This is a genomic window from Streptomyces aurantiacus (genome assembly GCF_027107535.1).
In the GTDB taxonomy this organism is placed as follows: domain Bacteria; phylum Actinomycetota; class Actinomycetes; order Streptomycetales; family Streptomycetaceae; genus Streptomyces.
Map to the genome: position 1 here is coordinate 2,950,270 of NZ_CP114283.1, position 15,221 is coordinate 2,965,490.

General features: G+C 70.9%; 14 protein-coding genes. 10 read left to right on the forward strand and 4 right to left on the reverse strand.

Annotation, left to right across the window (positions count from 1 at the left end; translation table 11 throughout):
- Positions 1-6 precede the first annotated feature (6 nt).
- The 3 genes from O1Q96_RS14800 to O1Q96_RS14810 all read left to right on the forward strand — a co-directional run bounded on the left by O1Q96_RS14800 (position 7) and on the right by O1Q96_RS14810 (position 2,488).
- Entirely contained in the window at positions 7-1,386 is a 1,380-nt protein-coding gene (locus O1Q96_RS14800) for a peptidase C39 family protein (protein WP_269248601.1), read from the forward strand.
- A 208-nt stretch (positions 1,387-1,594) separates the two neighbouring features.
- Positions 1,595-1,741, forward strand: coding sequence for an SCO1431 family membrane protein (locus O1Q96_RS14805; RefSeq protein ID WP_269248602.1), 147 nt, complete (start codon positions 1,595-1,597; stop codon positions 1,739-1,741).
- 87 nt (positions 1,742-1,828) lie between these two features.
- Entirely contained in the window at positions 1,829-2,488 is a 660-nt protein-coding gene (locus O1Q96_RS14810) for a TetR/AcrR family transcriptional regulator (protein ID WP_269248603.1), read from the forward strand.
- A 54-nt stretch (positions 2,489-2,542) separates the two neighbouring features.
- Here the strand turns inward: O1Q96_RS14810 and O1Q96_RS14815 are convergent, their stop codons facing one another.
- Positions 2,543-3,790 (reverse strand): glycoside hydrolase family 18 protein, encoded by a 1,248-nt coding sequence (locus O1Q96_RS14815; RefSeq protein ID WP_269248604.1) that lies wholly within the window; start codon positions 3,788-3,790, stop codon positions 2,543-2,545.
- A 318-nt stretch (positions 3,791-4,108) separates the two neighbouring features.
- Here O1Q96_RS14815 and O1Q96_RS14820 point away from each other — a divergent pair, with 318 nt between their 5' ends.
- The 3 genes from O1Q96_RS14820 (at position 4,109) to O1Q96_RS14830 (ending at position 8,011) form a co-directional block, all read left to right on the forward strand.
- Positions 4,109-5,281, forward strand: a complete 1,173-nt coding sequence (locus O1Q96_RS14820) for an acyl-CoA dehydrogenase family protein (RefSeq protein ID WP_269248605.1) — start codon at positions 4,109-4,111, stop codon at positions 5,279-5,281.
- Positions 5,282-5,779: 498 nt separating this feature from the next.
- Positions 5,780-6,904, forward strand: a complete 1,125-nt coding sequence (locus O1Q96_RS14825) for an Rv3169 family protein (RefSeq protein WP_269248606.1) — start codon at positions 5,780-5,782, stop codon at positions 6,902-6,904.
- A gap of 12 nt (positions 6,905-6,916) precedes the next feature.
- Complete coding sequence (locus O1Q96_RS14830) at positions 6,917-8,011, forward strand: phosphotransferase family protein (RefSeq protein ID WP_269248607.1); 1,095 nt, start codon at positions 6,917-6,919, stop codon at positions 8,009-8,011.
- 33 nt (positions 8,012-8,044) lie between these two features.
- Here the strand turns inward: O1Q96_RS14830 and O1Q96_RS14835 are convergent, their stop codons facing one another.
- The gene (locus O1Q96_RS14835; RefSeq protein WP_269248608.1) at positions 8,045-8,482 is read right to left on the reverse strand and encodes a hypothetical protein; all 438 of its coding nucleotides are present in this window, start codon (positions 8,480-8,482) and stop codon (positions 8,045-8,047) included.
- 266 nt (positions 8,483-8,748) lie between these two features.
- Here O1Q96_RS14835 and O1Q96_RS14840 point away from each other — a divergent pair, with 266 nt between their 5' ends.
- From O1Q96_RS14840 to fxsA, 4 genes are all read left to right on the forward strand, one after another.
- A complete protein-coding gene (locus O1Q96_RS14840; protein ID WP_217456987.1) occupies positions 8,749-9,189 on the forward strand; it encodes an Lrp/AsnC family transcriptional regulator in 441 nt (146 codons plus the stop codon).
- A 69-nt stretch (positions 9,190-9,258) separates the two neighbouring features.
- The gene (locus tag O1Q96_RS14845) at positions 9,259-10,953 is read left to right on the forward strand and encodes an amidohydrolase (RefSeq protein ID WP_269248609.1); all 1,695 of its coding nucleotides are present in this window, start codon (positions 9,259-9,261) and stop codon (positions 10,951-10,953) included.
- A gap of 502 nt (positions 10,954-11,455) precedes the next feature.
- Complete coding sequence (locus O1Q96_RS14850) at positions 11,456-12,223, forward strand: polyprenol monophosphomannose synthase (protein ID WP_269248610.1); 768 nt, start codon at positions 11,456-11,458, stop codon at positions 12,221-12,223.
- A gap of 76 nt (positions 12,224-12,299) precedes the next feature.
- Positions 12,300-12,881 carry an FxsA family membrane protein gene (gene fxsA / locus O1Q96_RS14855; RefSeq protein WP_269248611.1) on the forward strand — a complete coding sequence of 194 codons (582 nt, stop codon included), beginning with the start codon at positions 12,300-12,302 and terminating at the stop codon, positions 12,879-12,881.
- Positions 12,882-13,202: 321 nt separating this feature from the next.
- Here fxsA and O1Q96_RS14860 read toward each other — a convergent pair whose 3' ends face one another.
- Positions 13,203-13,577 (reverse strand): RNA polymerase-binding protein RbpA, encoded by a 375-nt coding sequence (locus O1Q96_RS14860; protein ID WP_003977404.1) that lies wholly within the window; start codon positions 13,575-13,577, stop codon positions 13,203-13,205.
- A 254-nt stretch (positions 13,578-13,831) separates the two neighbouring features.
- Complete coding sequence (locus O1Q96_RS14865; RefSeq protein ID WP_269248612.1) at positions 13,832-15,190, reverse strand: MFS transporter; 1,359 nt, start codon at positions 15,188-15,190, stop codon at positions 13,832-13,834.
- Positions 15,191-15,221 lie beyond the last annotated feature (31 nt).

Sequence of the window (15,221 nt, forward strand, 5' to 3'; positions counted from 1 at the left end):
CCGTCCATGACCAGAGCCGAACAGCCGTCCCGCAGAAACGTTCTGGCCGCGGCGGTGGCCGCGGCCACCGCCGGAGCGGTGAGCCCGGCGGCCGCCGCGGAGCCGACGGCCCGCACGGCTGAGGCACCGGCCACCGCTTCGTCGAAAGCACCCTCCGCACTCGTGGACAACCGTGCCTGGCTCTCGTACAAAGACTGGCTCGAAGGCACCGCCGAGGGGACCCGTGCCGTGGCGGGGGCCCGTCCGGGCCTGGAGATCCGGACGCCCGAGGGGCGCATCGACCACACGGACCCGCACACGGGCGCGACCAGCACCTGGGAGTACGCGCGCTGGACCTCACCCGTCCACCGCCTCGGCGTCCCGTCCACCGAGGTCATCCCCTCCTGGAACGCGCGGACCCCGGCCGGCACCTGGCTGCAGGTCGAACTGCGGGGCACGTACTCCGACGGCACGGACACCCCCTGGTACGTGATGGGCCGCTGGGCGGCCGGTGACCAGGACATCAAACGGACCTCGGTGGACGACCAGAGCGACGGCAGGAGCAGCATCTGGACGGACACCTTCTCCATCGACGACGCGGCCTCGGGGCTGCGCCTGGTGTCGTACCGGCTGCGGCTGACGCTGTACCGCAAGCCGGGGAGCAAGGTGACGCCGACCGTGTGGCGGCTCGGCGCGATGGGGTCCGACGTCCCGGACCGCTTCACCGTCCCGGCGTCGGCGCCCGCTCTCGCGCGGGAACTGCGGGTGCCGCGCTACTCGCAGGAGATCCACAAGGGCCAGTACCCCGAGTACGACAACGGCGGCGAGGCCTGGTGCAGCCCCACCTCCTCCCAGATGATCATCGAGTACTGGGGACGGAAGCCCTCGGCGCAGGACCTGGCCTGGGTCAACCCCGAGTTCGCGGACCCGCAGGTGTGTCACGCCGCCCGGTTCACCTTCGACCACCAGTACGCCGGCTGTGGGAACTGGCCCTTCAACGCCGCGTACGCCGCGACGTACAAGGACCTCCAGGGCGTGGTGACGCGGCTCGGCTCGCTCACCGACCTGGAGACGCTGATCGCCGCCGGTGTCCCGGCCATAACGTCCCAGTCGTTCCTCGCGTCCGAGCTGACGGGCGCCGGATACGGAACCTCGGGGCATCTGATGACGGTCGTCGGTTTCACGGCCGACGGGGACGTGATCGCCAACGACCCCGCGTCGCCCGACAATGACGCGGTGCGGCGCGTCTACCGGCGGCGCGAGTGGGAGAACATCTGGCTCCGTACGAAGAGGTACAACGCCGCCGGGAAGGTGGTCTCCGGCACCGGCGGTGTCTGCTACCTCTACTTCCCGGCCAGTCCCACGGCCCGCCAGCGCAGGGCCCTCGCGGAGGTGGGCGTCCGCTGAACACGACTTGTCGCTGATCACGACCCGTTCGGTACGGCCAGGGGCGGCTCCTCGCACGCGGAGGGGCCGCCCTTCGGCCGTCCTTGTGGTGCGCGCCACACGGCTCGCCGCGCGTGACCAAGCTCTCCCCCGCAAAAGCCCGATCCGGTGGCAAGGTGGACACACCGGTGGGGGGAGTCCACCGAAAGACGACCGTGAGCGAGCCGCCATGAGCACGACCTCTGCCACCGCCGGACGAGTCCGTACCCGCACGGGCGGACCCGAGGACAACGGGCCGAAGATCCTCGAACACGTCATGGGCTGGACCTTCGTGCTGGTGCTCGCGATGTTCGTGACGCAGCTCGGCCTCCTCTGACGCCCGTCGAAGAGAGTCGAACAGCCTGCTGACGGGGCTCTGCCATACTGCGGAGGTCCCGCTCACAGCTGGAGACCAGGTCCGGATTTGAGTAACAGCCCTCAGGGCGGTGCCGACCGCCCCGGAGCCCGCGGCACCGACCGTTCCTCAGCGCGCCGTGCCGAACTCATCGTCATCGGGCGGAAGTTGTTCGCCGACACGTCCTACGACGCGCTGTCGATGGACGACATCGCCAAACAGGCGCACGTCGCCAAGGGGTTGATCTACTACTACTTCCGGTCCAAGCGCGGCTACTACCTGGCCATCGTCCAGGACTCGGTGGCCGAGCTGATCGCCCGGGCGGCCGGTGGACTCGAACTGCCCCCCGAGGAACGGGTGCACCGCACCATCGACGGCTATCTGCGCTATGCCGAGCACAACCAGGCGGCGTACCGCACCATCATCTGCGGCGGCGTCGGTTTCGACGCCGAGGTGCACGCCATCCGGGGGAGCGTGCGGGAAGCCATCGTGGAGACCATCGCCGAAGGGGCGTACGGGCGGCGGAAGGTGGCCCCGCTGCCCCGGATGGCGTTGCTCGGCTGGCTGTGCAGCGTGGAGGGGTCCACCCTCGACTGGATCGACCACTACGGCCTCCCGCGTGACCTGATGCGCGAGCTGCTGGTGAAGACACTCGGCGGCACGATGCGCGCCGTCGAGGAACTCGACGCCTCGTATCCGGCTCCGCGGGCCGCCCGCCGGGACACCTGACCGAGGGCGGGAGCCGGCCGACCGGCCCCCGCCCCAAGTTCCGTCTTGGTGAGGCTAGTTGATCGCCTTGATCAGTTCACCGTTCGACGTGTCGCCGCTCAGCTCCCAGAAGAACGTGCCTCCCAGGCCCTGCGCGTTCTTGTAGTTCATCTTCCCCGCGATGGTCGACGGGGTGTCGTAACTCCACCAGTTGTTACCGCACTTGGCGTACGCGGTGCCGCCCACCGTGCCGGTGGCAGGGCACTTGGTCTTGAGCACCTTGTAGTCGTCGATGCCCTGCTCGTACGTCCCCGCCGCCGGGCCGGTCGCCGTGCCGCCGGGTGTCGCCTGGGTGACTCCGGTCCAGCCGCGTCCGTAGAAGCCGATGCCGAGCAGCAGCTTGGAGGCGGGGACCCCCATGCCCTTGAGCTTGGCGATCGTCGCGGAGGTGTGGTTGCCCGCCTTCGGGATCCCGGTGTAGGAGTTCAGCGGCGAGTGCGGCGCCGTCGGGCCGGTCGCGTCCCAGGCGCCGAAGAAGTCGTACGTCATCGGGTTGTACCAGTTGACGTACTGTGCGGCGCCCGCGTAGTCGGCCGCGTCCAGCTTGCCGCCGGCGGTGGCGTCGGCCGGGATCGCCGAGGTGACCAGTGCGGAGCCGCCGAACCGGGCGCGGACGGCCGACATCAGGTTCTTGTACGCGGCCCTCCCGCTGGCGTCACAGGTGAGACCGCAGGTGTTGGGGTACTCCCAGTCGATGTCGATCCCGTCGAAGACGTCCGCCCACTTGGAGTTCTCGACCAGGTCGTAGCAGGACTGGGCGAAGGCCGCCGGGTTCCTGGCCGCCTCCGTGAAGCCGCCGGACCAGGTCCAGCCGCCGAAGGACCACAGGACCCTGAGGTTCGGGTTCTTCTTCTTCAGTTCGCGCAACTGGTTGAAGTTGCCGCGCAGCGGCTGGTCCCAGGTGTCCGCGACCCCGTCGACCGACTCGGCCGCGGTGTGGGTCCGCTCGGTGGCCGCGTAGTTGTCGCCCATCGCGCACTTGCCGCCGGTGACGTTGCCGAAGGCGTAGTTGATGTGCGTCAGCCTGGCCGCGGAGCCGGATGTCTGGATGTTCTTGACCAGGTACTTCCGGTCGTAGGTGCCCCATTCGGTGAAGTACCCGACGACTTTGGAACCGGCCGCCGCGGGGGCGGCGGCCCGGTCGGGCGCGGTGGCCGCGGTGGCCGTACCCGCGCCGGCGAGCAGTCCGGCGCCGAGGACGGCGCAACAGACGGTGGACAGGAGCGCCCGGAACCGGACGCGGGGGCGGAGCGAGGTGAGCATCGTGTCTCCTCGTGGGGGAGAGGGAAACAAACGCCGATTGGCATGAACGCGGTGAAGCGTTGGAGCGAAACAGTAGGAGGACTAGACCAGTCGGTCAATGGTTCGGACCAATTCGGCGCGCGACCCTCTACTCTTGAGTAAGCGGTCGTTAACTGGTGACTCGATGCCTCCGATCGGGCATACTCACAGCGCACAGCCGCTGATCAACCGCTTCCGCGACCCGGAGGCGCAAGCATCGTCGGTGCCCAGTGAGACCCGGCGGGCAGCCCCACCCAGGTGTGCTTCGCCGATGTGCCCGACAGGGAGGAGAGCGTCGACATGCCTGACCGCGCCCCGCAGCCGGTGGACCGTCAACTGCCCACGGACGAGGCCCGGGATCTGATCTCGCTCGTCCGCGACATCGCGCAGCGTGAGATCGCCCCGAAGGTGGCCGAGGAGGAGGACGCCGGACGCTTCCCGCGCGAGACCTTCACCCTCCTCTCGGAGTCGGGACTGCTCGGCCTCCCCTACGACGCCGAGTACGGCGGCGGGGACCAGCCGTACGAGGTCTACCTCCAGGTACTCGAAGAGCTCGCCGCCGCCCGCCTCACCGTGGGCCTCGGGGTCAGCGTGCACTCGCTCGCCTGTCACGCCCTCGCCAACTACGGCACCAAGGAGCAGCAGGCCGAGCACCTCCCGGCGATGCTCGGCGGCGGCCTCCTGGGTGCCTACTGCCTCTCGGAGCCGTCGTCCGGCTCGGACGCCGCCAGCCTGCGTACGAAGGCCGTGCGGGACGGCGAGGACTGGGTGATCACGGGGACCAAGGCCTGGATCACGCACGGCGGAGTCGCCGACTTCTGCACGGTGCTCGCGCGGACCGGCGGCGAGGGGGCGCGGGGCATCACGGCGTTCCTGGTGCCCGGCGACGCCGAGGGGCTGAGCGCCGCGGTGCCCGAGAAGAAGATGGGCATGAAGGGCTCACCCACCGCCCAGGTCCACTTCGACGCGGTGCGGATCCCCGACGACCGGCGCATCGGCGAAGAGGGGCAGGGCTTCGCGATCGCCCTGTCCGCGCTGGACTCGGGACGGCTCGGCATCGCGGCATGCGCCATAGGTGTCGCCCAGGCGGCCCTGGACGAGGCCGTCGCCTACGCAGGCGGGCGCGAGCAGTTCGGGCGGCCGATCGCGGACTTCCAGGGTCTGCGCTTCATGCTCGCGGACATGGCGACCCGGATCGAGGCCGGCCGCTCGCTGTACCTCACGGCGGCCCGGCTGCGCGACGCGGGACGGCCCTTCGCCCGGCAGGCGGCCATGGCGAAGCTGTTCTGCACCGACACCGCGATGCAGGTCACCGTGGACGCCGTCCAGGTGCTCGGCGGTTACGGCTACACCACGGACTTCCCCGTCGAGCGGTACATGCGCGAGGCCAAGGTGCTGCAGATCGTCGAGGGCACAAATCAGATCCAGCGGATGGTCATCGCCCGTCACCTCGCGGGTCCCGAGTCGCGCTGAACCTCCCGTACCCGTACATCGCCGCGGGGGCCACGAGCCTGGCCCACTCGGGGTCGTGGCGCCCCGGCAGGGTCCGGCCGCGGTCGGCCCAGGCGCGGATCATGGCACGGTAGATGGGAGGGTCCACGGGCTGGTGGGACTCGTGGGCTGCGTGGGGCTCCTGTGACTCATGAGTCACCCGCGTCCACTGTGGCTCCTGGGGAACCGATTCTGCGATGGGAAGAAGAAACCCGCGGCGCCGGCCTGTCTCTGCGTAGGTGGAGGTCATACCGGGGCAACGCGTCCCGGGGCGGACAGGTCACCGACTCGTGAATTCGCCTGTGCGTTCACGGGCGGGCCCATACGGGGGCCGGGCGTTTGAGCCTCCTCGAGGGCGAAGCCCGGAGCAGGCCATGACTCTGGCCCCCCGAACGCATCTGACGTACCGTCAACTCCGCCGCCGGGGGCTGCCGGAACCCTCCGCGCGGCGCCCTCGCCGCGCACCCCGGGAGGCAGCCGATGCCCGACGACCGTCCCGTAGCCCTCGACGAGTACCCCGTGCACCAGGTCCCCCTCTCGATGAAGCACGTGGCGACGGGGGACCGGAACGCCTACGACCGCTGCATCTTCCATGTCTTCGACCACCAGGGGCGGGCCTTGCTCGTCCTGGGGCTCGGGGTGTACCCGAACATGGGCGTCATCGACGCGTACGCGACCCTGCGCGTCGGGGACACCCTGCACGCCGTGCGCGCCTCGGACGCGCTGGCCGACGACACCCGGATGCGGATGGCCGTCGGCCCCCTCCGTATCCTCGTCGAACGCCCCTTGCGGGACTTCGTCCTGAGCTGCGCCGCCGACCCCGACGATCCGGACGGACTGTCGTACGAGATCAACTGGTCCGCGGACTTTCCCGCACTGTGGGAGCCGCACCACCTCCAACGCCGGGGCGCCAGGCTCACGTTGGAGGGCAGACGCTTCGTCCAGGCGGGCCGCTGCGACGGCTGGTTCCGGGTCGCGGGCAAGGAGACGCGGTTGTCCGGCGACGGCTGGACGGCGACCCGTGACCGCAGCTGGGGGACGCGGCCCCTCCCCGGGGAGGAAGGTGGCCGGCTGGCCGAGGAGCACCGGACCGAGGGCTTCCACTGGCTGTGGTGCCCCGTCCGGTTCGACGACCGTTTCCTGATGGTCGTCACCCAGGAGGACGCCGACGGCTACCGGACGCTCAACGACGCGACACTCGTACGCCCCGGGCAGCGTGACCGCCAACTCGGCTGGCCCCAGGCCGAGATCACCTACCGGAGCGGCACCCGCCACCCGGAGCGCGCGACCGTCCACCTCGGCGACCTGCGCAAGCCGCTCGAACTGGGCGTCGAGATCCTGGCCTCCTCCCCGCTCGCCGTCGGCGCGGGATACCCGCCCGCCGACGACTGGCAGCACGGCACCTGGCAGGGGAGGGGCTGGACCGACCGCCGTACGTACGACCTCTCGGACCCTGCCGCCCTCGGGGTCGCCGCCTACGGCGTGACCGACCACGCGGCCCGCTTCACCCTCGACGGGCGCACCGGGTACGGGATCTTCGAGCACGGCTCGTTCGGGCGGCACGACCCGAGCGGGTTCACCGGGTTCGACTCGGTCGCGCCCTGAGGGAGTGACGACATGGCGACAGCACCCCGTCCGCGTACGACGACCCGAGACCCTCAGGAACTCGCCCGTCGGCTGACCGGCTGGCTCAACGGACGTCTGCCCGGCGCGACGGCGGTGGACGTCCGGGTCCCCGCCTCCAACGGACTGTCCAGCGAGACCCTGCTCTTCGACATCGAGCACCCCGAACCACCCGTCCGGACCTGCGCGTTGAGGCTCGCGGCGGACCCGGCGGCGTACACCGTCTTCCCGGTCTACGACCTGCCGCGTCAGTACCGCACCATGCGGCTGGTGGCCGACCGCACGGACGTCCCTGTGCCGCGCGTGCTGTGGCTGGAGGAGGACCCGGCGCCGCTCGGGGCGCCCTTCTTCGTGATGGAGCGCGTCGAGGGCCGTGTGCCGCCGGACGTCATGCCCTACACGTACGAAGGGAACTGGCTGCACGCGGCGAGCGACGCCGAGCGTGAGCGGCTGGAGGCGGCCTCGGTGGGCCTCCTCGCCCGCCTCCACGACCAGGTCCCGGTGGGCGAAGCCGGATTCCTCAGGACGCCCGGCACCGGCAGTCCCCTGCGCGACCACGTCGACGGCCAACGCGCCTACTACGCATGGGTGGTTGACGGACTGTCACGCTCGCCCCTCATCGAGGACGCCTTCGAGCGGCTCGACGCACTGTGGCCGCGCGACGAGGGTGCGGCCGTCCTGAGCTGGGGCGACGCACGCATCGGCAACGTCATCTACGACGGCTTCGAACCCGCCGCCGTCCTCGACTGGGAAATGGCGGCACTGGGCCCGCGCGAGGTCGACCTCGGCTGGATGATCTACCTGCACCGCTTCTTCCAGGACCTCACGGTGAGCTTCGGGCAGCGCGGGCTGCCCGGCTTCCTGCGCCGCGACCGGGTGGAGGCGCGCTACGCCGAACTGACCGGCCACACACCGCGGGACATGGACTTCCACATCCTGTACGCGGCCCTGCGGCACGCCGTCGTCATGCTGCGGGTCGCCTACCGGCAGGTGCACTTCGGCGAGGCGTCCGTCCCGGCGGATCCGGACACACTGATCCTGCACCACGACAGCCTGCGAGCCATGGTGCAGGGCAGTTACGGGGACTGACGGCCTCTCGGCGCGGACTGGGCCGAGGACCGCTCAGGCGGCCTGGTCGCGCATCACCGGCACCCGCAGGGGCCGCGAACCGGGGCCACCGACGTGCGAGAAGGGCTGAGTACGCCAGTCGAGCCCCTGAGGGAGCGTCAACAGCAGGGCGGTGTCCTGCTCCTGAACCTCCATCGTCTCGTCGGCGGGCCGTGCCTCGGCCGCCGCGCGGCCCGTACCGGCGCAGACCGTCAGCCCGAACGGGTTCCACGGCGACGCGCAGAGCGCGTGCTCCGGCAGGCTCTCCTCGTCCGCCAGGAGCGCGATGGGCTGAGCGCAGTCCGGGCAGATCACCCGGTACATCTCGAAGGTGTCGTACGCGTCGAGTTCCTCGCCGTCCAGGGCGTCCGGTTCGACGCCCTCCGGCTCGGGCTCGACGACCGACTGCTGCCGCTTGGGCGCGGTGCGGCCAAGGCGCTTCAGACTCTGCATGGGCTACTCCCCCTCGGGTGGGCCGAAAAGGCACTGCGACCTCGGCCACAGCAAGCACTTCCCGTCCCGTCTCTGCGGTAATCACGAGAACATCACGGAAGCCGGCGACATCATGTGGCGTTCGTCACATGCCGCCCGCAGGTGCCCGACCCGGCGGGTTTGTCCCCCCGCCCGTCCCGCCCGCGCACCCATTACACATCACGAACCGGGTATGACCAGCGCCGCTGTGTATCCGGGGGGATCAAGGGCACTGTAGGTTCTCCGCCATGGAGGAGCTGGACCGCCACATCGTGCAGCTGCTCGTCGAAGACGGGCGGATGAGCTACACCGACCTGGGCAAGGCCACGGGCCTGTCCACATCGGCCGTGCACCAGCGGGTACGCCGACTGGAGCAGCGCGGCGTCATCCGCGGCTATGCCGCGGTCGTCGACCCCGAGGCCGTGGGACTGCCGATGACGGCCTTCATCTCGGTGAAACCGTTCGACCCCAGCGCCCCGGACGACATCGCCGAGCGACTGGCCGGCGTTCCGGAGATCGAGGCCTGCCACAGCGTCGCCGGCGACGAGAACTACATCCTCAAGGTCCGCGTCTCGACACCCCACGAGCTGGAGGAACTCCTCGCGCGCCTGCGCACGCTGGCAGGGGTGTCCACCCGGACGACGGTGGTCCTCTCGACACCGTACGAGGCACGGCCACCGAGGATCTGAGGACCGCCTCTCCCTCCTCCACGGGGCCCCGCGCACGAGGCCGCCGCAGGAGGGGTGAGACTGTTCCCCATGAGTGACAGCACCGCCGATCCCGAGCCGAACCACGCCGCGCCGGGCACGCCTTCGGACCCGCACGCCCCCAGGACCGAGGACGACCGTTCCTCCGGAGCGCGGACCGTGCTGCTGCGCGGCGGGGAGGTCCACAGCCCTGCCGACCCGTTCGCCACCGCGATGGTCGTGGAGCGCGGGCAGGTCGCCTGGGTCGGTTCGGAGGGCGCCGCCGACGCGTTCTCGGACGGCGTCGACGAGGTGGTGGACCTCGAAGGGGCGCTCGTCACCCCGGCGTTCACGGACGCGCACGTGCACACCACGGCCACCGGCCTCGCCCTCACCGGGCTCGACCTCTCCGGCGCCCGCACCCTCGGCGACGCCATGGCCCGCGTACGGGACTTCGCGGCCTCCCGTCCCGCCGACCGGGTACTCCTCGGCCACGGCTGGGACGCCGCCCGCTGGCCAGAGCGACGGCCCCCGCGGCGTGCCGAGCTCGACGAGGCCACCGGTGGCCGCCCGCTCTACCTCAGCCGCATCGACGTCCACTCGGCCGTCGCCACCACCGCCCTGCTGGACATGGCGCCGGGCGTACGCGGGGCGGCCGGATTCACGGACGGCGAACCGCTCACCCGCGACGCCCACCACGCCGTACGCGCCGCCGCGTTCGCAGCCGTGACGCCGCGACAGCGTACGGAGGCCCAGCGCGCCGCCCTCCGGCACGCGGCCTCGCTCGGCATCGGCTCCGTGCACGAGTGCGCGGGCCCGGAGATCTCCTCCGAGGACGACTTCACCGGTCTGCTCCGGCTCGCCGCCGGGGAGCCCGGACCCCGTGTCGTCGGCTACTGGGCCGAACAGGACGTCACCCGGGCCCGCGAGCTCGGAGCGGCGGGCGCCGCGGGCGACCTCTTCGTGGACGGCGCCCTCGGCTCGCACACGGCCTGCCTGCACCGGCCCTACGCCGACGCCGGTCACAGCGGTACCGCGTACCTGGACACCGCCGCCGTCGCCGCCCATGTGGTGGCGTGCACCGAGGCGGGGCTCCAGGCGGGCTTCCACGCCATCGGGGACGCCGCCGTGACCTCCGTGGTCGAAGGCATGCGCGTCGCCGCCGAGAAGGTCGGCGCGGCCCGGGTGCGCGCCGCCCGGCATCGCGTCGAGCACGCCGAGATGCTCACACCCGAGACGATCGCCGGCTTCGCCGACCTCGGCCTCATCGCCTCCGTCCAGCCTGCCTTCGACGCACTGTGGGGCGGCGAGGACGGCATGTACGTCCAGCGTCTGGGCGCCGAGCGGGCACGCACGCTCAACCCCTTCGCCGCGTTGCTGCGGGCCGGAGTCCCGCTCGCCTTCGGATCCGACAGCCCCGTCACCCCGCTCGACCCGTGGGGCACCGTCCGCGCCGCGGCCTTCCACCGGACCCCCGAGCACCGGGTGTCCGTGCGCGCCGCCTTCACGGCGCACACGCGGGGCGGCTGGCGGGCGGTCGGACGGGACGACGCGGGGGTCCTGGTGCCCGGCGCGCCCGCGGACTACGCCGTGTGGCGCACCGACGAACTGCTGGTCCAGGCCCCGGACGACCGCGTCGCCCGCTGGTCGACGGACCCCCGCTCCGGCACGCCGGGACTGCCCGACCTGACACCCGGAGCGCGCCTGCCCGTCTGCCTGCGCACCGTGGTGGACGGCCGAACCGTATTCGTACGGCCGGACGAGTGATGTCCCGGGGTGGCGCGGCGCCGATCATGGCCCGCCGGCCTGTCGTGCGACCTGCGTATCCTCCGCGTTGACCAGGCGTTTGCTGGAAAACCAGCAGCTCAAACGGCTGTTGACAGCGAGCGGCAGGTGGCCGGTAGGTTCGGCCGGGTCCACCACCGGACGTCCGACCGGTGAACTTCCGCGCAGTCGCCGCAGCGCAGTTGGGTCAGGGGTGGTGTGCCGCACCGGCGCACCGCCACTGGGAGCCAGGCCCAGCGCCCGCGCCACGGGGCGAGGGAACGTTCCGGCCGGATGGTGTGACCCGGGTGGGGCCCGGACGCTCAGTAGACAACGGCTTTCGGTCGACCCGCAGCCAGCGGGTCCCAGGTCGGCCCGAAGGGCGCCGGGCCCCGATCCGCAGTACCACCCCTTCGCGGGACTTTCGAGTCGGCGCCTAACCGGCGCGAAGAGCGGCGCTCGCTATGGTGGAGCCCCTCTCGCACGGAAGTCTTAAGGGGAAGCTGTGAACGACGGCGGTGAACGACGGTTCGGTCCGCTCGGTACGACCCTGGTGATCATCCCGACCTTCAACGAGGCGGAGAACATCAAGGCGATCGTCGGCCGGGTACGGGCGGCCGTCCCCGCGGCGCACGTCCTGGTCGCCGACGACAACAGCCCCGACGGCACCGGAAAGCTCGCCGACGAACTGACCGTCGAGGACGACCACGTCCACGTGATGCACCGCAAGGGCAAGGAGGGCCTCGGCGCCGCCTACCTCGCGGGTTTCCGCTGGGGCCTGGAGCACGGGTACGGCGTCCTGGTGGAGATGGACGCCGACGGCTCGCACCAGCCCGAGGAACTGCCCCGGCTGCTGACCGCGCTGAAGGGCGCCGACCTCGCGCTCGGTTCCCGCTGGGTACCGGGCGGCCGGGTGGTGAACTGGCCCAAGTCCCGCGAGTTCCTCTCGCGCGGGGGAAGCCTGTACTCGCGCGTCCTGCTGGACGTGCCGATCCGTGATGTCACAGGCGGCTACCGGGCCTTCAGGCGCGAGACCCTGGAAGGCCTCGGACTCGGCGAGGTCTCCTCGCAGGGCTACTGCTTCCAGGTCGACCTGGCCCGCCGGGCCGTCAAGGCAGGCTTCCACGTGGTCGAGGTGCCCATCACGTTCGTCGAGCGTGAGCTCGGCGACTCCAAGATGAGCCGCGACATCCTGGTGGAGGCGCTGTGGCGGGTCACCACCTGGGGTGTGGGGGAGCGCGCAGGGCGTGTTCTCGGGCGTCGCAAGCCCTGAAGCAGGATTCCGTCGCACGGGCGGCTCTGACCACCCGCTTATGCCGCACTGAGCCTGAGCCAGGCACACTGGACGCATGACGACTGGCGCTTCGACCCCGCCCCCCTCATCCCGGCCCCGCCGCTCCAAGGTGCTCAGGTTCCTGCCGATGGGCGTCGCCGCGTGGCTCGTGCTGGAGATCTGGCTGCTGATGGTGGTGGCGGGCGCGGCGAGCGGCCTCGCGGTGTTCCTGCTGCTGGTCGCCGGCTTCGTCCTCGGCTCCGTGGTCATCAAGCGCGCCGGGCGCCGGGCCTTCCGCGCGCTGAGTGAGACGCTGCAACAGCAGCAGAGCGGCGTGCCGCCCCAGGGCGGGACCAATTCCGAGGGCAACGGCCTGATGATGCTCGGCGGCCTCCTGCTGATGCTGCCGGGCCTGATCTCCGACGCGCTCGGCCTGCTGCTGCTGATCCCGCCGGTCCAGAAGGCTCTCGGCCGCTACGCGGAGCGTACGTTCGAGCGCAAGATGCGTGAGGTCTCCTCCGGCGGCCTCGGGGATGCCTTCCAGCAGGCCCGTATCCACCGTCCCGACGGCAAGGTCGTCCAGGGCGAGGTCATCCGGGACGCCGAGCCGCGGGGGTACCAGGAGGACGCGGGGTCTCGGCCGCCGCTGACCGGCTGAGGCAGGACGTGCGCCGGGGCTCGGCCCCGGCGCCGCTCGCGCGGTCCGGAGAGGCCGGGACGCCACCGCAGACGCGGAACGCGGAACGCCACCGGTGAGCTGAGATGCCGCCGGGGGGCCATGGCGGCCAGGGATCGTTCGGGGACCTGCGCGACCGCCAATGGAGCACGACGGACCCGCACCCGCGAAAGCGGGCGGAGGGACCTGCCCCGCCCAGGCAACCACCAGTATCCGGACGCACAAAACCGCAGGAACCGTACCCAGAAGTACGGCGCCCGCGGTCGCGTGCGTGCGATCTATGCCGCCCAACCCCCGGAGGGGTTACGCGGACTTGCGGCTGTCCCGAGGGTGGACCGCGATGTTCATGGCTCCGGATCGAAGCACGGCCAAGCGCTCTTCGAGGACCTCTTCGAGCTCCTCCCGCGTACGCCGCTCCATGAGCATGTCCCAATGCGTACGGGCGGGCTTGGCCTTCTTCTCTTCAGGGCCGTCACCGTCCACCAGGAGTGCTTGGGCCCCGCAGACCTTGCACTCCCACTCCGGCGGGATCTCCGCCTCCACCGAGAAGGGCATCTCGAATCGATGGCCCTTCTCGCATGCGTACTCAACGGCCTGGCGCGGAGCCAGGTCGATGCCGCGGTCCGTCTCGTAGCTGGTCACCACGAGGCGCGTGCCGCGAAGAGCTCGCTCACTCATGAATCGTGCCTCCCGGGCTTGTCGCCCACAGGACAGGTGTCGCTGTCGTCGTCATCCGGTCAACGTCCGGTCGGCGGTAAAGATTCCCGTCAGGGTCATGCGTCGCCGTCGTAGCTGCCCCTTGTTGTACCCACCTGCGCCCGGTTTGTCACATCTGACAGTAGATGTCACCCAGCGTTGCGGCATCTTTGACGCGCAGTAACGGTACGCCTGGCAGGCCAAACGCGTACACTACCGTCCTTCGGCCCCGAGTGCTAAATCCTCGCGGGAACGGGGTTGCCCGCGTCGCGCACCGCCTGGCGCACCGGGACCCTCGCGAGCAGCACGAATCCCAGCACGAAGAAGGCCACGAGCGAGATGATCGCGTCCCGATAACTTCCGGTCAGCTGGTACGTCAGGCCGAACAGGAGCGGGCCCAGCCAGCTCATGCCGCGGTCGCTCATCTCGTACGCCGAGAAGTACGCGGCCTCCTTGCCGGGCGGCACCAGATGCGAGAACAGGGACCGGGACAGCGCCTGGCTGCCGCCGAGGACGAGTCCGATGCCGGCGGCGAGCACGAAGAACCAGACGGGTGCTCCGGCGGGCAGGAAGTATCCGGCGCCCAGGGTGAGGGTCCAGGCGACCAGCGAGCCGAGAATGGTCCGTTTGGCTCCGTACGTCCGGGCCAGACGGCCCATCCCGAGGGCGCCGGCCACCGCGAGCAGCTGGACCAGCAGCACGGCGACGATCAGCGTCGACTGGTCGAGTCCCAGTTCCTCCGAGCCGTACACGGAGGCCTGCGAGATGACCGTCTGGATGCCGTCGTTGTAGACGAGGTACGCGAGGAGGAAGGCGAGCGTCAGCGGCTGCCGGCGCATGTCGCGCACGGTGGCCGCCAGCTGCCGCCAGCCGTGCCCGGACACGGTGGACGAGCCCGGAGCTGCCGACGCGCGGCGGTCGCGCAGCCGCTTGAGCGGGATGAGGGTGAAGGCGCCCCACCAGATGCCCGCCGAGGCCAGGCAGATCCGGACGGCCATCGCCTCCGAGAGGCCGAAGTCGGCGTGGGCGGTGTAGAGGACCAGGTTCACCACGAGGACCAGCGAGCCCGCCGCGTAGCCGAAGGCCCAGCCCCTGGAGGAGACGGCGTCGCGCTCCTCGGACGGCGCGATCTGCGGCAGATAGGAGTTGTAGAGCACCATCGACACGGCCAGGGAGGCGTTGGCCACGATCAGCAGCAGACCGCCCAGCAGATAGCGGTCGCCGTCCAGGAAGAACATGCCCGTGGTGGCCGCCGCACCCAGGTAGGCGGCGATCGCGAGGAGCGGCTTCTTGCGGCCCGTACGGTCGGCCGCTGCGCCCGCGAGCGGCATCACGAAGATCGACAGGATCACGGAAGCGGACACGCAGTAGGCGAAGAAGGAGCCCGCGCGCAGGGGAACGCCCAGCGGGTGGACGAATCCCTCCGCGTCCGCGGCGGCCTTGGCGACCGAGGTCAGATACGGGCCGAGGAACACGGTGAGGACGCTCGTCGAGTAGACGGAGCAGGCCCAGTCGTAGAAGTACCAGCCGCGTTGTTCGCGCCGCCGTTCGGCGGCTCCGTCCGCCGCCCGCTCCCGCACGGTGTCGGTGCCCATCCGTGCCCTCGCTTCCCCGTCGTGTCCCCGT